Below are 19,237 nucleotides of genomic sequence, written 5' to 3' on the forward strand. Positions count from 1 at the left end.
TACCCATGTGATTCACCTCCAACCGCAGTGAATCACACCGATACCCTCGTGAAAACCCCACTCGATTCTCAATTCAAGTGCGATGCTCTAGGTCGGTTAGGTCGCTCCAATAGCCGCTCTGGGCCAGAAGCTGACGCCAATCTGCCACTTCTTTGGCATTCTGGAGCATGGCGGATAACAGCAGAAGATCGGCGTCAGGGGCCATTTAAATGGCGTGAAGCAGGCAAAGCATCGCGTCAACGCTGCGCGACCCGCCACCTTCTGGGCTCAACAGATGACATTCGTCGAAAACGAGCAGCCCAATGTCGCTCATGTCGGTTTCGGCAAAACTGAGAAGCGCCAGGCACCGCTCGGGCGTCATGACCTCGATCGACTTTAGTTCGGGTTCGAAGATCAAGGCGGTGAGATCGCCGTCAGTCGATACTACGCTGTCGATCAACGTTTCCGGAAAACTCTCGGCCAGATCGTCGCGGAGCTGATCAAACAACGCCAATGCGGGCACAAGAAAGATGACTTTCTTGCCTGCTGAGAGCGTCGATGCGATCTTGAGTTCGGCGCATATAAACTCTTCGGTGACCATCCTCCCGCGCTAATTCTATAATGGCAAGGCAGGTGAACAAGATTGATAGTATCGTATTGCATTTGGCGCTACAAGTCGCTATTTTCCTCGTAAAGGAGATAAGTCATGGCCGCCACTGTCGAACGCAAGGAATACCCGATCTCCATGCGCTTGCCAGAGGCAGACGTCGCAATGATCGATCGTGCAGCAAGCCTGCGCGGCCGCTCGCGAACCGATTTCGTGCGGGAGGCCGCCGTGCGCGCCGCCGAGGAAGTCGTTATGGAGCAGGGACTCATCCGCATGAGCCCGGAAGGCTTTGCCGACTTTATGGGTGTCTTGTCCCGACCGGCCGCTCCTGTTCCCGAGATGGTGGAACTGGCCAGGCGCCCCGCTCCGTGGGAAGCCGGCTACAAGCCGAACCAATAAGCCGTGGCTTTATCGGCTCCAGAACCGCTTACGGCGGCGCATAATGTTTCCGAATTCTCCTGCGGCAAGCCGACGCTCGATCATTGGCTAAAGACGCGTGCGCTTTCCAATCAGGAGAAAGGTTTCACGGCGGTTCTCGTCGTCCACGAGGCGGGGCGCGTCGTCGGATATTATGGCTTGGCGCCGACCGCTGTCGTTCCTGCGATCCTGCCGCGCTCAATCCGTAACGGGCAACCGCCCGATCCGGTTCCCTGTCTTCTCCTCGGCCAGCTTGCGACGGACACGGAATGGGCGGGAAGAGGTATCGGTACAGGTCTGGTGAAACATGCCCTTGAGCGATGCGTCCAGGCCGCTGCTCTGATCGGTGGCCGAGCGTTGATGGTCAACGCCGTCGATCACGAAGCGGCTCAGTTCTGGCAGCGCCGAGGTTTCACGCCCTCGAAGGACGACCCGCTCGTCCTGTTTCGCTCGATCGCTGCAATCGCCGCATCGCTGGCGGAGGCGCGGTCGCAAGGGCAGGGCAAATAATCTGAAGTTTCCCAATCCAGCCAATCGGGCAAAAGCCAATGAACGCATTTGATAAAGGACCACGAAGAGGCTGATCACGACGGTCGGGATGAGATCACGCACCATCGGCATCAGCCGCTACTTGGCATGTTCGTCGGCGATGTTGCGTGCCTAGAAGATTAGCTTGCGGATGCTGGTCTCGATTGAAACTATTGAACTGCGCCTTCAGCTTCGCCATATTCTCATGGAAATACTCGACCGGCGCTTGCGAGCGGGTTGCAGAACCAGCGTCTCCCGCGTGACTCCAGTTCGCCCAGTTGATCATCCAGGATGGCAAAGCCGCGGCCGGCCGTCGGCATGGCGGTCCTCAATCAGTTGCATGAGGCTCGCCTGTTTCGACTTGATCGCAACAAGCTCGGCGTTCAATGGGCCCTTGCGCGAAGGCAGGCTCTTCAGCTTGCCCACCTCATAGGCGGGCGTCTTCTCTGCGGATTCCGACGTGAAGCCGGCCGCCAATCCGATCAAAGACCGGCCAGTTTTCGGCACTGAAGATCACTCCCTGGGTCAGCAACTTTGGTATCAAATACCTCACGATGAACGAGGGCATGTAGATGCCGGCAAAGAGAAGGCTGAGTATGAAACATTTGCAACCAATGCTGCGCCTTGCGGCAAGCGAAACCAGCTCGCGTGAGATTGCCGTCGTGTCGGGAATTGCGTGAAGCACGGTGCAGGATAATTTGCAGCGCGCGGCGGCAGTGGGGTTAAATTAACCCCATGCCCGGGGACCTAACTGACGATGCGCTCGAGAGCAAGCTCTTCGCTCGGAATGGCATCAAACGGGGCACGAGAAGGAGGATCGAGCCCAATGGCTCCGATCTTGCCATCGAGCTCAAGAAGCCCGACGTTACCGAGCTCTCCTGCGGAGGAGGATCGTGGGTCGCACTCGACGGTTACGACTATAGCCGCTTTGTGAACTCCTGCGTGGTTTCCAACAGCGGCTTTCACCGACGATGCGCGAGGAGCATGCGGCCGGCGACAAGGTGTTCGTCGACTATCCGGCAAAAAGATCCCGATGTTGATCGCAAGGCCGGATCCGCGAGGCGGAGATCTTCGTGGCGGTGCTCGGTGCATCGAGCTTCACCTATGCGGAGGCGAGCTGGACGCAAACGCTCCCCGACTGGGTCGGCTCGCATGTCCGGATGTTTCGCGTCTTCGGCGGCGTTCCCCGGCTGATCGTTCCCGACAATCTGAAGCCAGGCGTCCGTCGTGCCAGCTTTTTCGATCCCGAGATCAACCGCAGCTATGGCGCGATGGCCTCTTATTACGGCCTCGGCGTACTTCCAGCACGGCTAAAACGTCCGCGGGATAGATCGAAGTGGAAAATGGAGTGCGTTCGCCCAGTCCGCTGTTTGGGCGGGGCCGGTTCCGAGAAAGGGGATGTTTCGCCTCTGTTGTCCGGTTCCGGTTGTCATGGCAGCCTACCTCCAAGTTCGTCTTCGATATGGACCCTGATGATTTCGTCGAAGGATTTTTCGGCGGTAAAGCCGAGCGCAGTTGCCCGCTTTACCTCAAATCCCGGTGCCCAGCCGGCGCACATGCGCATGATCATCTCATCAGGCTCCCGCCGGATCAGCGCCACGGCCTTCTCGCCGGCAACGCGGCGCAGCGCCTTGATCTGCTCGCCGACAGTCGCGCTGAGCCCAGGCATGGACAGGTTGCGCCGCGGGCCAACCTTCTCGACATCGATCGCCGCGCCATGGATGAGGAAACCGACGGCGGACCGAGGCGACGCATGCCAGTGGCGCACATCATCCGGTACGGGCAGAACGGCTTCCTGACCGACGAGGGGCTCGCGTAGGATGTTTGAAAAGAAACCGGAAGCCGCCTTGTTCGCCTTTCCAGGGCGAATGCAGATGGTCGGCAGGCGAATTCCGATGCCTTCGAAAAAGCCACGTCTCGAATAGTCCGAAAGCAACAACTCGCAGATCGCCTTCTGCGTTCCGTAGCTGGTCAGCGGCGTGGTGTGGAATTCGTCCGAGATGGCATAGGGCAGGGGGGCGCCGAACACGGCGATCGAGGAGGTGAAGACGACGCGGGGTTTGTAGCCATCCTCACCATGGGCCAGGCGGATCGCGTCGAACAGGAACCGCGTGCCGTCGAGGTTGATGCGATAGCCCTTGTCGAAATCGAGTTCGGCTTCACCCGATACGATGGCGGCGAGGTGGAAAATCACATCTGGACGGAGAGCGACGAGCCGCGCCGCTTCTCGGGGAGTCGAGAGGTCTGCCGTTTCCATCGCCACCTTTCCGCCGAAGCCTTGCGGCGGTTCTGGCGTAACGACATCAACGAGTGTCATGCTCTCAATCGGACGGCTGTCCAGTGTGCCGTCTTTGGCGAGCCTCTGCGCGAGTTTGCGCCCGACCATGCCGGCGGCGCCGATGATGAGAATGTGCAACTGTTTTTCCTCCCAGCCTACGGAACACCGATCCGATGAGAGACAGGCGCCACAATAAAATATATTGTAAGGTTGTCTGATAACCTTATATCATTCGTTTGAAAACAGCATATTTACTGCAGTGCCGGGTCGATCGACAGGTTTTTCGGTGCGTGCAAAAAAGTGAGGAAAACCGTGAACGAAATTGACGCTGGCATGGGCTTCGACCGACAAAGGCATGCCATCGATGCCCTGAACCGATCCCTCGGGGCCGATATGGTACTATCGGGCGAGGCGGTCGATAAATATTGCCGGGACTGGCATGGAGACGTGACGTCCAGCGCGGTCGCGGTGTTGCGCCCGCGCACGACCGAAGAGGTGTCCGCGGCCGTAAAGGCTTGCGTCGCACTCGGCCTGTCGATCATTCCGCAGGGCGGCAATACGGGGCTGGCCTTGGGAGCAATCCCCGATCGTCCGGAGGATCAGGTGGTGATTAGTCTCGAGCGGATGAGCAAAATCCGCCGCATTGACGCTGACGACTTCTCCGCTGTGGTGGAGGCCGGGTGCATCCTGTCGGAATTCAAGGACGCTGTCGCGCGGGAGGGCATGTTCTTCCCGCTGGCGCTTGGGGCACAAGGGTCCTGCCGGATCGGCGGCAATGTGTCGACCAATGCGGGCGGTATCAATGTGTTGCGCTTCGGGATGACGCGAGAGCTGGTGCTTGGCCTTGAAGCGGTTCTGCCGGACGGTTCGATTCTCGACGGATTGTCGACACTTCGCAAGGATAATCGCGGCATCGATCTGAAGCAGATCTTTATCGGCGCGGAAGGGTTGTTCGGTATCATCACCGCCGTCGCCGTAAAATTGACGCCGGAACCGGATCAGGTCGCAACCGCGCTTCTCGGGCTCAATTCGCTCGAGGATGGGATCACGCTTTTCCGCCGCGCGCGTCGCGATTGCTGCGATCTGATGTCCGCCTTCGAGTTCATGCCGCCGCTTGCTTTCGTCCTCGCCCGCGAGGCAATTCCGGACCTTGCGATGCCAATATCCGGAGATTACCCCGCCTATGTGCTTATGGAGATATCCGGGTCTGGCCTTGTCGATATCTACGACCTCATGGAGCGGTTCCTGGGTGCCGTTATGGACGAAGGGCTTGTTCCGGACGGTGTGATTGCAAGCTCAAGGACGCAGGCGCGCAACCTTTGGCTTTTCCGTGAGGCAATGAACGAGGGGCAGGCGAAGCGCGGGCCACATCTGCGGACGGACGTCTCCGTCCCGCTTTCGCGCCTTTCCGACTTCGTGCGCGACGCCGAACAGGCAGTGGCCGCTGCGGTGCCGGACGGTGTTTGTGTCTCCTACGGTCATGTCGGCGATGGCAATGTGCATCTGAACGTGCTGCCGCCGGGCGGCCTGTCCCGCGCAGAGATGGAGGCGCGCATCCAGGATGCGAAGAAGGCGATCAATGCGGTCGTCGATACCTATCACGGTTCGATCAGCGCCGAGCACGGTATTGGCCGTCTGAAGAAGGCGGACTATGAGATGCGTATCCCTCCGATCCAACGAGGATTGGTTGCAGCATTGAAAAAGGCTGTCGATCCGCAAGGCGTGATGAATCCGGGTTGCCAACTGGATTTCTAGCGGCATTCATAGGCGGCAGTGTGTTAAGGCGAAAAAGGCATGTCACTGGATTTTGGACAGATCAGGCGCAACGAGCATCTTCCGGCGCGAATTGCCGCCCAGATTGCCCGCGAGATCACGGACGGCCGTATACCGCCGGGGAGCAAGCTGCCGACCGAACACTTCCTCGCCAGCAGTTTCGGCGTCAGCCGCTCGGTAGTACGCGAGGCGATTGCTCAGTTGCGCAACGAGGGTCTGGTTGAGACCAGACAGGGCGTTGGAGCCTTCGCAACCGAGATCAAGGCGCGCCAGTCGATCCGCATCGAGCAGGATGATCTTCATGACCGCGCGAGCTTCCGGGATCTGTTCCAGTTGCGCATGCCGCTGGAAATCGAAGCCGCCGGCCTTGCGGCAACGCATCATGTCGATAGCGATCTGACAAAGCTTGACGAAGCCTTGGCGAGCATGATGGGGGCGGACAAATGGACGGATCAGGGGATCGTTGCCGACCTGATCTTTCATCGTGTCATTGCAGCTTCGACCCGCAACGAATATTTTGCCCTGTTCGTCGGCTTCATAGCAGAGCGCATCAGTCTTGCCATCAACGCCGCGCGGGCCGCAGCAGTCCTTGAAGAAATTGTGGAACTGACGATTGCCGAGCATGTGGCGATCCGCGATGCCATTGCCAGCGGCGACCCAAAACGTGCGCGCGAGGCGATGAAGCGGCATTTGCTCGGCGCGGCCAGTCGGCTGGATCTCACCCTTGAGGCGGATTGAAATCTTCCGGCGCTGCCCGCTTGCCGTTTTTATCAGGTGATTTTCGGCGCTGGACAGCGCACGGAAGTATGACTACAAAACAGGTCCATCATTGTCAGACATCCTGACAATCGGGCAAGATGACGGGAGATCATCGTGTCGTGGCTGTGAGGAGGTTTGCTTGGGTTCGACTACGTCACTTCGAGCTTCGGATATTCTGCCTACAGATGCCGCTGATGCGCTGCTTGTTGGTCGCGTCTGGTCGAATACGGCTGGCGGCCCTTGCCCAGCCTTAGTGCGGGGCGAGCGGCTCCTCGACCTGTCCTCGGTTTCCGTCACTGTTTCCGAACTGCTTGAAAAGGAGGATTTCGCCGGCGAATTGGAGGCGGCGGGAGAGCTTCCCGATCTCGGGTCGATCGATGATTTTCTGTCGGGTCAGGCTGGTCAATTACTGGCTCCGATCGATCTGCAGGCGATCAAGGCGGCCGGGGTCACGTTTGCCGACAGCATGCTTGAACGTGTGATCGAAGAGCAGGCGAAGGGAGATGCGTCCCGCGCGTCGGATATCCGCGGGCGTCTCGCGCCAGTTCTGGGCGACAGCCTTAGGGGTCTCGTCGCCGGTTCCGAGCAGGCTGCACGAGTGAAGGAACTTCTCCAGGAGATGAACCTCTGGTCGCAGTACCTTGAGGTGGGCATCGGGCCGGATGCCGAAATCTTTACCAAGTCGCAACCCATGTCGGCAGTCGGCTGCGCTTCGCTGGTCGGGATCCATCCGATCTCGCAATGGAACAATCCCGAGCCGGAAGTGGTCCTCGTCCTCAGGTCCTCCGGCGAAATCGTCGGCGCCACGCTCGGAAACGATGTTAATCTTCGCGATATCGAAGGACGCTCGGCGCTGTTGCTCGGCAAGGCGAAGGACAACAACGCCTCGTGTTCCATCGGCCCTTTCATTCGCCTCTTCGATGACAAGTTCACGCTGGAAGAACTCGGCAAAGTCCGCGTTGCCTTGTCCGTCGAGGGCAAGGACGGTTTCCGAATGACAGGCGAGAGCCCAATGGAGGCGATAAGCCGCAGGCCCTCCGACCTTGCGCGTCAGTTGCTCAATCGCAATCACCAGTATCCCGACGGCGCTGTACTTTTCCTCGGCACCATGTTCGCTCCCGTGAAGGATCGGCGCGGGGCAGGGCAGGGATTTACGCATGAAATCGGCGACCGGGTGGAAATTGCGACACCGTTGCTTGGCCGTCTGGTAAACTGGGTCGATCGTAGTGATGCTTGCCCCGAATGGACCTTCGGCGTGGCTGCGCTGATGAAAAACCTGGCCAAGCGTGGCCTGTTGTAACGCAGACTGGGAGTAAAGCGTGCAGAAGGTAGTCGACCATTTCTACAAGGCTCTCGAATTCTTACTGATCATACTGCTTTCGGGCATGGCGATCATGGTCTTCGTGAACGTCATCATGCGCTATACGTTAAACTCCGGCCTGACGGTCTCGGACGAACTCGCACGCTACTTCTTCATCTGGCTGACTTTCATTGGCGCCGTCGTGACGTTCCGGGAACATGGGCATCTTGGCGTCGAAACCCTCGTTGCGCTGCTGGGCCGCAAGGGGCGCATCCTTTGCATGATCCTGAGCAATCTGGTGATCATCGCCTGTGCGGCTATCTTCTTCTGGGGTACGTGGAAGCAACTGCCGATCAACTGGAGCATGAAGGCCCCGGTGACCGGCCTCTCCATGGGCTTCGTCTACGGCAGTGGCTTCTTTACCGGCTTCTGTTGCGCCGTCATCGCGCTGGAGCGCCTTTTCCGCCTGATCACGGGCCGTGTGACGCAGGAGGAAATCGAAGCGTTTGTGGGCGAGAATCTGACGATCGAACAGATGGCGGAGCGGACCTGATGACGCTTTTAGTTTTCGTCGCTTCACTGATTGGTGCCATGGCCATCGGGGTGCCGGTCGCATTCTCGCTGATGTTCTGCGGCGTTGTTCTCATGTGGTACATGGGAATGTTCAATACGCAGATCATCGCGCAGAACATGATTGCCGGCGCCGATACATTCACGTTGCTGGCTATCCCGTTCTTCATTCTGGCAGGAGAGCTGATGAATGCCGGCGGCCTGTCGCGGCGCATCATCGATTTCGCCATTGCCTGCGTGGGGCATATCCGCGGCGGCCTGGGCATCGTCGCGATCGTTGCGGCGCTGATCATGGCCAGCATTTCCGGTTCGGCGGCGGCCGATACTGCTGCGCTCGCGGCCATTCTCATTCCGATGATGGCAAAGGCGGGCTATAACGTTCCACGCTCAGCCGGCCTCATTGCCGCAGGTGGCATCATCGCGCCCGTCATCCCCCCGTCGATGGCTTTCATCGTGTTCGGCGTTGCCGCCAACGTCTCGATCACGCAGCTCTTCATGGCCGGTATCGTGCCGGGCCTGATGATGGGCCTTGCCTTGGTCGTGACATGGCTGATGGTCGTGCGCAAAGACAATGTCCAGCCATTGCCGCGTGTGTCGGGTGCGGAGCGCATTCGGGCAACCGGTCGCGCTCTGTGGGCGCTCGGCATGCCTGTCATCATCCTTGGCGGCATCAAGGCGGGCGTGGTGACGCCGACGGAAGCTGCCGTAGTCGCCGCAGCCTATGCGCTCTTCGTCGGCATGGTGATTTACCGGGAGCTCACGCCCAAGGAGCTTCCACGGGTTATCCTTCAGGCGGCCAAGACCACCTCCGTCATCATGTTCCTTGTCTGCGCGGCGCTCGTTTCCGCATGGTTAATCACAGCCGCCAATATTCCGGCGGAAATTACCGGCCTCATAGAGCCGCTGATCGACCGTCCGACCTTGCTGATGTTCGTGATCATGATCCTGGTGCTGATCGTGGGCACAGCCTTGGACCTGACGCCGACCATCCTGATCCTGACGCCGGTCCTGATGCCGATCATCAAGCAGGCAGGCATCGATCCGGTCTACTTCGGCGTTCTTTTTATCATGAACAACTGCATTGGTCTTCTGACGCCGCCGGTAGGGGTCGTTCTCAACGTTGTCAGCGGCGTCGGCCGCGTTCCCCTGGGCAAGGTTACGGTTGGAGTCTGGCCGTTCCTGCTCACCCAAACGCTCGTACTTCTGCTCCTGGTCCTGTTTCCAGACCTGGTTATCGTACCGGCTCGCTGGCTGCACTGAAGCCGGCTGGTCACTTCTGTTTCCAACATCCATGGGAGGATATCATGCGAAACCTGCTACTTGCCACAACTGCCATCGCCTTCACCCTGTCTGCTTCCGCGCCGGCCTTCGCCGAGTTTACCGAGCGTAACATCCGCGTCTCCAACGGCATCAATGCCGATCACCCGGTCGGTAACGGCATTGAGGCGATGCAGAAATGCCTGGACGAAAAATCAGGCGGGAAACTGAAGCTGACGGCATTCTGGGGCGGTGCCCTGGGAGGTGACCTGCAGGCGACCCAGGCACTGCGCTCGGGCGTCCAGGAAGCCGTCGTGACGTCTTCTTCGCCGCTCGTCGGTATCGAGCCTGCACTTGGCGTCTTCGATCTGCCGTTCCTCTTCTCCACCTCGGAGGAAGCCTACAAGGTGCTGGACGGCAAGTTCGGCGAGATGATGAACGAGAAGCTGGCGGCCGTGGGCCTCGTCAATCTCGCCTATTGGGAAAACGGCTTCCGTAACCTTTCCAATTCGGTTCGTCCGGTGAACAAATGGGAGGACTTGGAGGGCATGAAGGTTCGCGTCATGCAGAACAACGTGTTCCTCGATACCTTCCAGAACCTTGGCGCCAATGCGACGCCCATGGCATTCGGCGAAGTCTTCTCGGCTCTCGAAACCAAGACGATCGATGCCCAGGAAAACCCTTATGTGACCATCGACACGTCGAAGTTCTTCGAAGTACAGAAATATATCACCCAAACCAACCACGCCTACACGCCGTTCCTCTTCCTCTTTTCCAAGGCGATCTTTGATACGTACTCGCCCGAAGAGCAGGCCGCTTTGCGGGAATGCGCTATTGTCGGGCGTGACGTCGAGCGTCAGGTCATTGGCGATCTGAACAAGAAATCGCTGGAGAAGATTAAGGCAGCCGGTCTTGAGGTGAACGTGCTTTCGCCGGAAGAGCAGGCCCGCATCCGCGAGAAGTCCATGGTCGTCTATCAAAAGCACAAGGCTGAGATCGGCGCCGATGTCGTCGATGGCATCCTCGCCGAGCTTGCCGCGATCCGCAAGTAAACTGCGGACAGGCCAGATTTCGGTGTGATCGTCGTAAGAGCCCGCTGCGTCGTCAGCGGGCTCTTGGCTTTCAGGATAAACGCGTCAGGGTAGGTCGAGTGGTGCGTCGGGTTGGCGCTTCTTGAGCTGTTGCTCTCGGAAGAAGATGAACAGCCCGGAGCCGATGATCAATACCGCGCCGAACACCATCGTGAGACGCGGCACATCGCCGAAGAACATCCAGCCGAAGACGATCGCCCACAGGAGTAAGGTGTATTGCAACGGTGCGACCGTGGCGGCATCGGAGATCTTCAGCGCGCGGTTGACGAGGATGTGTGCGCCCATTGCTACTGCGCCGAGCAGGCATAGCAAGCCGACCTCCGGAGCAAATGTCAGGGGCTTCCAGTCCCATGGAGCGAAGAGAAGACCGGCAAGTCCGGCGCCGGCGAGCTGGAACAGCACCAGCGTCTTGTCTGGCGTGGCCCGAAGTCTTCGGCCGGAAAGCAGCATGAAGGCGAATGCGAAAGTGCCAACAATCGAAATGACGGCCGGCACGGTGAACATCGCACTCGATGGTTCAAGCGTGATGATCACGCCGATGAAGCCGATGAAGATCGCCGTCCACCGGCGCCAGCCGACCTTTTCGCCCAAAAGCAGAGGGGAGGCAGCCGCCACATAGATCGGCGCCGCCAGCCAGTAGGTCATGACGTCGGCCAGCGGCAGATACATGACAGCGTAATAGAAGCAAAATACCTCCAGCGTCGAGAACAGCACCCGCGCCGCCTGCATCAGCGGCCTCTCGGCCTCAATGATCGGTTTCCAGCCCGCCCGCCAGAGAAAAGGCGACAGAATGAGCAACGCCGCCAGACTCCGGATAAGGATCAGCTGACCCAGTCCGTAGCTGGCGACAAGCCATTTTCCCATCGCGTCATTCAACGCAAACATGAGCATGCCGAGCAGCATGAGGCCCGGTCCGGCAAGCGAACCAAAGCGCATCCCCGTCACGGCGGTTTCATCGTTTGTGGTCATGACTATCCTCGGACAAATCAGATGGCCGAACAATCGGAGACACGACGGCTGACGGTGAACGCCCGCTCAAGCTCCGGGTTGAGTTCCATTCCAAGCCCCGAGCCCGGCGGCACCGTAATCATCCCGTTGCGAACCTGCGGAAGCGCGGTGACGAGGTCGCGATACCAAGTGTTGTAGAAAGCACGCACGCTTTCCTGAACAAGGGCATTGGGCGCGTTGAGAGAAAGATGGGTGGACGCGCAGAGAACGACCGGACCTGTGCAATCGTGCGGGGCAACGGGAAGATGCCAGGCCTCCGCCATGGCGGCGATCTTGCGCGCTTCCGACAGTCCGCCACACCAGCTGATGTCGAGCATCACAACGCCAGCCGCGCCCGTTTCGAGATAGTCGCGGAAGGCCCAGCGCGATCCGAGGGTTTCCGAAGCAGAAATCGGTGCCGGCGAAACCTCCGCGTAGCGCTTGAGGCTGGCGAGGCTGTCCATCTTGATCGGGTCTTCATGCCAGAATGTATTGTAGGGGGTGAGCGCCTTGGCGATCTGCATGGCGGGCAACAACTGCCACATCGAATGGAACTCGACCATGATGTCCATCCGGTCCCCGACGGCGGAGCGGATTTTTTCGAATGGTTCGAGCGCCTGTTTCAGATCCGGCATGGATATGTAAGTTCCGCGCGATTTTTCGGCAGCGGTATCGAATGGCCAGATCTTCATCGCAGTGATGCCCTCTTCGAGCAGCGACTGGGCGAGTTCATCGGCGCGGTGCAGGAAGCCGTTCAGATCGTCATAGCCCTTCCCATCGGACAGGCCGTAATTGGCGGTCGTCTGCCCTGTCGCCTTCTTGATGTATTCCGTACCGGCGCAGGTGTTGTAGGTGCGGATTTCCTTGCGGGTGAAGCCGCCCAGCAACTGCGCGATCGGCAGACCCGTCGCCTTGCCGAAAAGATCCCAAAGCGCGATATCGAAGGCGGAATTGCCACGCACTTCGGCGCCGGATGACCGAAAGCCGAGATAGCCGACGAGGTCGGCTGCAAGCCTGTCGATCTCAAGAGGATCGCGTCCGATCACGCGCGGAGCAATATATTCATGCACGTAGGCCTCAACCGTTTCCGCGCCGAAGAACGTTTCTCCAAGTCCTGTCAGACCCTCATCGGTGCGCACCAGCACCCAGAGCAGGTTGGCGCGTTCCGCAACGCGAACGGTTTCCAGGCTTGTAATCTTCATCATTCCCTCCCGCCGAATATCTGCTCTGTTACGAGCACCGCCATTTCCTCATCCAACCTTATTGTCATGTTGTCGGACATCTTAGAAGCGTCAATCGGAATTGTCCCGGCAGAGACTTGAAGTTTGGCGGAAATTTTTAAGTTTGGCGGAAATTTTTTCCAGGCTACTAACTGCAAAAGCCAACGACTTGAACGGATCAGGTCAATCTTGGCTGATCCTAGCAATACTCGCCGCATCTCCGATATCGCCGCCGTCGGATTTTTGCGCGGCGATCATTTTGCCCGAGCATTCAAGCAGCGTACGGAAAAACGGCTCGGGACTTTAGAGGGTTAAATTCCGACGGGAACCCGGATACGGATAGTGTGGCGCGGGCCTCAGAGGCCAGCTTCGACGACTGGATAAGGCAACTTTCTTCGTAGCCGCCTTGGCAGACCTTGGCGGGAGAAGTTCCGTATCCACCTTTCGCGCTTTGCGTCTTTCCTCGGAGAGTTCGTTTCCTTCCCCAAGACTGTCATATCCTTCGAAAGAATGCAGGCATGAATATTACAATTCTCCGTGGACTGGCCCCCGCAACTGCCTACGCTACACCATCCCACGATAGCCGCAAACCATGACCCAGTGCGCCAGAGCGCAACCTTATCCGGTTGCGGGTCAATGCAGATGGTGTTGGTGCTGTTTTATGCGGAGCAGGTGAAGCAAACCGCCCTTAGTCTGGTGCAGACAACAGATCGCTTCCGCGTGTGGCAGGCCGTGGCGTTGATCGCGTGCCCAAAAATACCAAAGACCAGGTAAAAAAATGTCTGTAGGCGCTGATCGAAGATGGTTTGCTTTCGGCTGATGAAAGTGAAGAAATCAGGCATCTGATCGAGTACCGGAACATGGCCGGCCACGAGTTTCACGAGCTGGTTGCGGATTTCGCTTAATTGGGACATCGGTTTCAGAAAGATCCTTTGAGGTGAGTGCGTTATCGCAGCCTCACTTGCCAGAGCGACGGTCGCTATTCATTCCCATGGGATCTTGCTGAAATCCTTGTCCGGGACTTTGTGAAACCCGCAAAGCTGGTCGCAGACATAAGTACCGACCATTCCGTCAGAGATCGGTTTGATTTCGCTATCAATGATGCCCGCGCCTATAATTACGAGCGCTCGAAAGGCTGAAACGCTATCTCGACCTGCTTCAAGAAAGGCAGGTCAGCCACCACCGCCGACGACAATGGCGGAAGCACTGAAGGCGGCTGGGCACACGCTGTTGTGCGCCATTCACAGGAGCAGATATGCAAGCTGATCTATTCTGCTCCCTGACAGCAATCTCTTCATTCAATGCAAACCGCTCAAAGATCTCGATTGGTCGCTCTGGAAAAGGTACAGCCATGTCCGGTCGATCGTGACGCGGCCGGTGCAGGTCGAAATCGACCGGCAAAAAAATTGCGGCTTCGATCGGTTAGGGCAGCGCGCGCGGAAAGCATCGAGCTGTTCAGGGAAATGCTTCAAACCGAACACAATGACATTGTGATCCGCGAAGCCGATCCGCGCGTGACCATGATGCTGTCGATTACCATGCGTCCCGATCCCCAGCTTAAAAACAGCCTGGACTATTCGGAGCGTGACAATCAGCTGGTAGGCATTGCTAAGCGCCAAGTCGGCGTTACATGGACGGACTTTCCGCAATCCCGGTTGCTGGAACCGGAAACGTCCGAGACCGAAAAGACGATCCGAGAGTTGCAGACGCAGCTCGAACAGGCTCGCAATGCCGGATCTGTCGTGGACTTACGCTGCATGGATAACGCTGGCGAGCCGGTCAAACGGCTATAAGTGAGTGTCGTCCGCCATGCGCCACTGACACATTATGAAATTGAGAAGCTGCTCCGTTTGGTGAAGCTGCGCCGCCCGATGGACACAGATTTCGGCCCTAGAGAGGTCACGGAACGCAGTTCCGGCGGCGGCAATCCGATGGAGATATTCGGCAATCGTGAAGTATTCACTCCCGCAAAGGATGCAGAGATCCGGCGGTAGAAGAATGCGGATTATCCGGGCAATTGCTATCCGGAACGGACGGCGCAGTTCAAGAAGCTCGGCGACCTGAACGGTTTCGATCCCACTTGGAACCCGACGCGTTCTTAGTCTCGGTATGGCCGCTCACGAGTTGATGTCGAATGCACCCTAGCCCTGTTGATGCTCCGTCTGCAGCCCATATCATGACATGGAAGGTGGAAACGCAGGAAGGTGGCGAGCTTTGAGATGAGATTAATGCGGTTGGCTTCGACCGAAAGGACCTTTTGACCGCATCGACCACGTCCGCAAGTCGACTGCGATTGTTCGATACCGCTGAAATTTTTGCTGGTCATACCTTGAAACCGAAATAGGCAAAAACCAAATCGATTTCCGCCAGCCGCTAGAACAGGGCTGGCCTTGCTGGGAGTGCTGTCTTTCGGCGCTTCATACCCATGTTGCTTCAAGGAGGATATGGCTATGGCAACATCTTATGACTACACGCCACTCTTCCGGTCGAGCGTTGGCTTTGACCGCGTCTTCAATCTCCTGGAGAACGCTCAGCGTGCCCGCTCAGTCAGTGACTGGCCGCCGTATGATATCGTCAAGACCGGCGACGACAGCTATCGAATTTCGATCGCTGTTGCGGGCTTCGCGCGCGATGATCTGGACATTATTTTCCAGTCGAATCTCCTGACCGTGACCGGTAAGAAGCAGGACTCGACTGCGGAAGGCTATCTCCATTGCGGCATTGCGTCCCGACCGTTCGAACACCGCTTCGAGCTTGCGGATCACGTCAGGGTCAACGCAGCAGCGTTGGTCAACGGTCTGCTATCGGTCGATCTCATCCGTGAGATCCCCGAAGCTCTCAAGCCGCGGAAAATCGACATTGAGATCGATCCGGCGCTGCCGGCTCCGGCGGCTCAGATCGAAGGACAGAAGGCTGCGTAATCCAACGCTGAAAATCGAGGCGCCGCTGGAGCGGCGCCTGGCAGCATGGGGGGTTGGAAAGGAGAAAAGCATGAAACCCGATATGTTCACGAAACCCGTATCCGTTCTCGTCGGCCTCGGAATGCCGGTCGAGGTGAAGTCAGTCATGGATGCTTACCGGTATCTCGTTGAGTGGCCAGTCTCGACGAGAGACGCCTCGCATTCGATTGCTATGAATGCCTGCAGAGCTGCATTGCTCGGTGAAATCGAAGCAGAGACCGTCCGCGGCCTCTTTAGGGGGTTCGCCGAGAAGCACGATCTGCTCGCGCCGACGATTGATCCCGTCGTCACATCACGGTCCCGTCGTGACCGGGACCCACACATTTGCTGAGGTTCAACGACGATGGACGCAGTGCTTCAGCAGATAGCCAACGATGCTGTAACGAAAGGGCCGACTTCTCTGGTGCCGCACCACGTAACTCTTCGACGTCCGATCGATATAGTCAATTCGCGCGTCCTGTCGGCGCATGACAAAAGGACGATCCTTGCTGCGTGGGCCTCGGATTACTACGCAGTGGAGTCCGAGCCAGCCCTGAGAAAAATACCGGGCACGCCCGCGCCGGTAACGATAGATGAGGTTCAGTCGGCTCTCCTGGAACTTGATCGACGATTCAGTTTCTAGCTGCAAGAGATTAATTCATACAGCGGCAACATGAGTTTCGATGCTGCCGCTCTATCGCGATCTCTCTCGAAAGCCTTGCGCTGGCACGCGTTGGACAGCGGTTCTCGGGTGCGCGGGGGAGGTGCGTCTAGCGGCTATATTTCCCACGGATGCACCGAGGCTGTGGTTGCCGCGGAAGCCGTGGTGGCGATCGGCAACAACTCCAACCGCTCCTTCGCAACGAAGAATGCACGGTGTTACCCATAGGATGCTGGCACGCACTCTCCGCGAGGGATGCGCTGGTCACACCGGAACGTCGCTGCAGGACAGCCGGCTTGGAACGACGACCTTATCCGACGATGCCTCATGATGATATTCTCTCGTCGTTATTGTGCCCGCCAAGATTTGAACCCAGCGCAAATTTGTGTGTTGCCTTGATGATGTGTATAGTCCTCAGCAAGTTGCCGGCCTAGGAGGAAAGAATGTCGGACGCACTTCGGATCGCCTATGGCGATTTCGGCCGGGTCGCGCTTCTGGACATGGACCGTCCTCTGGTGCGCCATGCCCATCCTTACTGTCATGTCCTCATCAAGGTTGAAGGCGCTGACAGTTTCTTTGCCGTCGGCGACAAAATCGTACCACTGACGGAAACCCAAGCGGTCCTGGTCAATGGCTGGGAGCCGCATGCCTATGTCCACGATCCGCTTCGTCCGAAGACGTTGATCCTGGCACTCTATATCGAGCCCGAATGGCTGAAGATGTTTCGTAGCGGCTGGCAGGCGAGCGGCGCGCCGGGCTTTTTCGCGCAGCCCCAAGGCGAGATTTCGCCGCTCATCCGATCTATCGCCCGGGATCTGGCCGCGGAGATGATGATGCGGCCGGATGCGCGAGCAAGCCATGAGCAACTGCTGGCACGGTTGATGATTGCCGTCATCGAGCGGTTTAGCGCCTGGCGGGAACATAACGGCTCGATCCGCAGCCTCGCCGCGTCACCGCTCGTCGATTTCCGCATTCGGCGCGCCATGCAGGCAATGCGGGAAGACTACCAGCACGGCGAGAACATGAATGCGCTCGCCACCAAGGTCGGGCTGTCGCGTGCCCATTTCTTCCGCCTTTTCGAAGCGCAGGCACATGTCTCCCCCCGCGTCTATTTCAACGTCATCCGCGTGGAGGCCGCCGTCGATGCCAGCGTGAATTCCGACGACAGCTTTTCCCTGATCGGCGAGCATCTCGGCTTTTCCGCTCCCACGCACTTTAATCGCTTCTTCCGTGATCACCTCGGCGTGTCGCCTGGCGAGTTCCGCAAGGTCGCAAGAGCCTCGACCGGCGTGTGAAGCAAGGCGCTTACCGCGCCGCAGCATATTAAATGATACTGCAGGGTCATGCGTGAGACTGCCGCGTATCGCCAACCTCCCGAAAATTTAGAACCCTGAGAGCCTGAACTGCGCCTTGGGATGAGGTGCGTCCGGCCTAACGCCGGAAGCGCCATGGCTTGTGGTTCGGACAAGACCGTCTGCGAGCCGGGGACGTTTCCAAAGCCGGCGGGAGGAAGAGAATTGACCATCAGCGACACCACGGCGGGGATTTATCCGGCCGAACGCAAACAGATCGTTAGCGCCATCGTCTCATCCCTGCTGGGGTGGTCGCTGGATCTCTACGATCTCTTCATTCTTCTTTACGTCGCGCCCGTCGTCGGCGCACTGTTCTTTCCCTCGAGCCATCCGACATGGTCGCTCGCCGCGGTCTACGCTTCCTTCGCGGTGACGCTGCTGATGCGACCGATCGGTTCGGCGATCTTCGGCCACTTTGCCGATGCGCGCGGCCGGAAGGGTGCCATGTTGGTCGCTATCGTTGGTGTCGGCATCAGCACTGCCGCCTTTGGCCTTCTGCCGACTATCAACCAGGTCGGCTGGATCGCCCCTGTCCTCTTCCTTCTCCTGCGTCTTGTGCAGGGCGTCTTCGTCGGGGGCGTCGTGGCCTCAACCCATACGATCGGAACGGAATCGGTTCCGGAAAACTGGCGCGGCGCCGTGTCCGGTCTTGTTGGCGGCGGCGGCGCAGGCATCGGTGCGCTGTTCGCCTCTGTCGTCTTCCTGATCACCTCCACCATTTTCCCGGGCGACGCCTTTGCCGAGATGGGCTGGCGGGTGATGTTCTTCTCCGGCCTGATCAGCGCATTGCTCGGCTGGTTCATATTTAACAACCTGGAAGAATCGCCCTTCTGGAAGGAGTTACAAAGGAAGAAGGCTGCGAGTAAGACCGCAACTCAGGACACCGTCGTCGCCTCGCCCTTGAAGCGCCTTTTCTCGCCCCAGTACCGGAAGATTCTGCTCCTCAATCTGCTGATCACCACGGGCGGTGGCGCCGGCTACTACCTGACTTCCGGCTACATGCCGACCATGCTCAAAGTGGTCAACGAGATCCCCAACAGCACATCCTCACTGATCCTGATGGGCAGCAGCGTCGCCGCCTTCATCGCCGCGGTGGTGATCGGCATGCTGAGCGACCGCATCGGCCGCAAGCCGACCTTCCTGATTGTCGGCGTGCTTGCCGCCATCCTTTTGCCGGTCTGCTATCTCGGCATGGCATCGGCGACGACCATTCCTACCGTTACGCTCTATGCCATGGCGATCGCCTTTATCGGCAATGCCGGGTACGCGCCGGTGCTGATCTTCCTCAATGAGCGGTTTCCAACGGAAATCCGCGCCAGCGGAACGGGCCTGTCTTGGAATATCGGCTTTGCCATCGGCGGTATCCTGCCGACCTTCGTCTCGCTCGTAAGCGCAACGCCGGCGGATATCCCGACCTCGCTGTCGATCTTCGCTGCCTGCGTCTTCGTGCTCTTCCTGATCGGCGCGATCGCCACGCCAGAAACCAAAGGCGCTTTGCGCTGACGCGACCGTTAGCGGC

The 19,237-nt window shown here is 58.5% G+C and carries 18 protein-coding genes; 13 read left to right on the plus strand and 5 right to left on the minus strand.

Translation table 11 applies throughout. From position 1 onward, the window contains the following. Positions 1-205: 205 nt before the first annotated feature. A complete protein-coding gene (locus FHT77_RS27615) occupies positions 206-580 on the minus strand; it encodes a DEAD/DEAH box helicase (RefSeq protein ID WP_210281051.1) in 375 nt (124 codons plus the stop codon). Positions 581-685: 105 nt separating this feature from the next. Between FHT77_RS27615 and FHT77_RS27620 the strand changes: the two genes are divergently transcribed. Both FHT77_RS27620 and FHT77_RS27625 read left to right on the plus strand, forming a co-directional pair. Beyond that, positions 686-985 carry a DUF1778 domain-containing protein gene (locus FHT77_RS27620; protein WP_183758352.1) on the plus strand — a complete coding sequence of 100 codons (300 nt, stop codon included), beginning with the start codon at positions 686-688 and terminating at the stop codon, positions 983-985. A gap of 3 nt (positions 986-988) precedes the next feature. Continuing rightward, complete coding sequence (locus FHT77_RS27625) at positions 989-1,513, plus strand: GNAT family N-acetyltransferase (protein ID WP_183758354.1); 525 nt, start codon at positions 989-991, stop codon at positions 1,511-1,513. A 300-nt stretch (positions 1,514-1,813) separates the two neighbouring features. Here the strand turns inward: FHT77_RS27625 and FHT77_RS27630 are convergent, their stop codons facing one another. Next, the gene (locus FHT77_RS27630; protein ID WP_183758356.1) at positions 1,814-2,038 is read right to left on the minus strand and encodes a hypothetical protein; all 225 of its coding nucleotides are present in this window, start codon (positions 2,036-2,038) and stop codon (positions 1,814-1,816) included. Positions 2,039-2,960: 922 nt separating this feature from the next. Beyond that, the gene (gene denD, locus FHT77_RS27635; RefSeq protein WP_183758358.1) at positions 2,961-3,947 is read right to left on the minus strand and encodes a D-erythronate dehydrogenase; all 987 of its coding nucleotides are present in this window, start codon (positions 3,945-3,947) and stop codon (positions 2,961-2,963) included. A gap of 195 nt (positions 3,948-4,142) precedes the next feature. On the opposite strand from denD, the gene FHT77_RS27640 reads away from it, so the two are divergent. The 6 genes from FHT77_RS27640 (at position 4,143) to FHT77_RS27665 (ending at position 10,520) form a co-directional block, all read left to right on the plus strand. Further along, positions 4,143-5,564, plus strand: coding sequence for an FAD-binding oxidoreductase (locus tag FHT77_RS27640; protein ID WP_183758480.1), 1,422 nt, complete (start codon positions 4,143-4,145; stop codon positions 5,562-5,564). 39 nt (positions 5,565-5,603) lie between these two features. Further along, positions 5,604-6,320 carry a FadR/GntR family transcriptional regulator gene (locus FHT77_RS27645; protein WP_183758360.1) on the plus strand — a complete coding sequence of 239 codons (717 nt, stop codon included), beginning with the start codon at positions 5,604-5,606 and terminating at the stop codon, positions 6,318-6,320. Positions 6,321-6,480: 160 nt separating this feature from the next. Then, a complete protein-coding gene (locus FHT77_RS27650) occupies positions 6,481-7,641 on the plus strand; it encodes a fumarylacetoacetate hydrolase family protein (RefSeq protein WP_183758362.1) in 1,161 nt (386 codons plus the stop codon). 19 nt (positions 7,642-7,660) lie between these two features. Further along, positions 7,661-8,194: a TRAP transporter small permease gene (locus tag FHT77_RS27655; protein ID WP_183758364.1), complete on the plus strand. Its 534-nt coding sequence runs from the start codon at positions 7,661-7,663 to the stop codon at positions 8,192-8,194. Beyond that, entirely contained in the window at positions 8,194-9,471 is a 1,278-nt protein-coding gene (locus tag FHT77_RS27660) for a TRAP transporter large permease (protein ID WP_183758366.1), read from the plus strand. The genes FHT77_RS27655 and FHT77_RS27660 overlap by 1 nt, the downstream gene beginning before the upstream one ends. 44 nt (positions 9,472-9,515) lie before the next feature. Then, on the plus strand, positions 9,516-10,520 hold the full coding sequence (locus FHT77_RS27665) for a TRAP transporter substrate-binding protein (protein WP_183758368.1): 1,005 nt from the start codon (positions 9,516-9,518) through the stop codon (positions 10,518-10,520). A gap of 84 nt (positions 10,521-10,604) precedes the next feature. Here FHT77_RS27665 and FHT77_RS27670 read toward each other — a convergent pair whose 3' ends face one another. Both FHT77_RS27670 and FHT77_RS27675 read right to left on the minus strand, forming a co-directional pair. After that, on the minus strand, positions 10,605-11,528 hold the full coding sequence (locus FHT77_RS27670) for a DMT family transporter (RefSeq protein WP_409527473.1): 924 nt from the start codon (positions 11,526-11,528) through the stop codon (positions 10,605-10,607). 17 nt (positions 11,529-11,545) lie between these two features. After that, positions 11,546-12,748: a mandelate racemase/muconate lactonizing enzyme family protein gene (locus tag FHT77_RS27675; RefSeq protein WP_183758370.1), complete on the minus strand. Its 1,203-nt coding sequence runs from the start codon at positions 12,746-12,748 to the stop codon at positions 11,546-11,548. 1,343 nt (positions 12,749-14,091) lie between these two features. On the opposite strand from FHT77_RS27675, the gene FHT77_RS27680 reads away from it, so the two are divergent. The 5 genes from FHT77_RS27680 to FHT77_RS27700 all read left to right on the plus strand — a co-directional run bounded on the left by FHT77_RS27680 (position 14,092) and on the right by FHT77_RS27700 (position 19,221). After that, on the plus strand, positions 14,092-14,559 hold the full coding sequence (locus tag FHT77_RS27680) for a hypothetical protein (RefSeq protein WP_183758372.1): 468 nt from the start codon (positions 14,092-14,094) through the stop codon (positions 14,557-14,559). Between the two features lie 657 nt (positions 14,560-15,216). Then, positions 15,217-15,687 (plus strand): Hsp20 family protein, encoded by a 471-nt coding sequence (locus FHT77_RS27685; protein ID WP_183758374.1) that lies wholly within the window; start codon positions 15,217-15,219, stop codon positions 15,685-15,687. Positions 15,688-15,757: 70 nt separating this feature from the next. Next, positions 15,758-16,057, plus strand: coding sequence for a DUF982 domain-containing protein (locus FHT77_RS27690; protein WP_183758376.1), 300 nt, complete (start codon positions 15,758-15,760; stop codon positions 16,055-16,057). A 752-nt stretch (positions 16,058-16,809) separates the two neighbouring features. Beyond that, positions 16,810-17,661, plus strand: coding sequence for an AraC family transcriptional regulator (locus tag FHT77_RS27695; RefSeq protein WP_183758378.1), 852 nt, complete (start codon positions 16,810-16,812; stop codon positions 17,659-17,661). A 153-nt stretch (positions 17,662-17,814) separates the two neighbouring features. Continuing rightward, on the plus strand, positions 17,815-19,221 hold the full coding sequence (locus FHT77_RS27700) for an MFS transporter (protein ID WP_183758380.1): 1,407 nt from the start codon (positions 17,815-17,817) through the stop codon (positions 19,219-19,221). Positions 19,222-19,237 lie beyond the last annotated feature (16 nt).

It is taken from the genome of Rhizobium sp. BK181, from assembly GCF_014193305.1.
Lineage (GTDB): Bacteria > Pseudomonadota > Alphaproteobacteria > Rhizobiales > Rhizobiaceae > Rhizobium.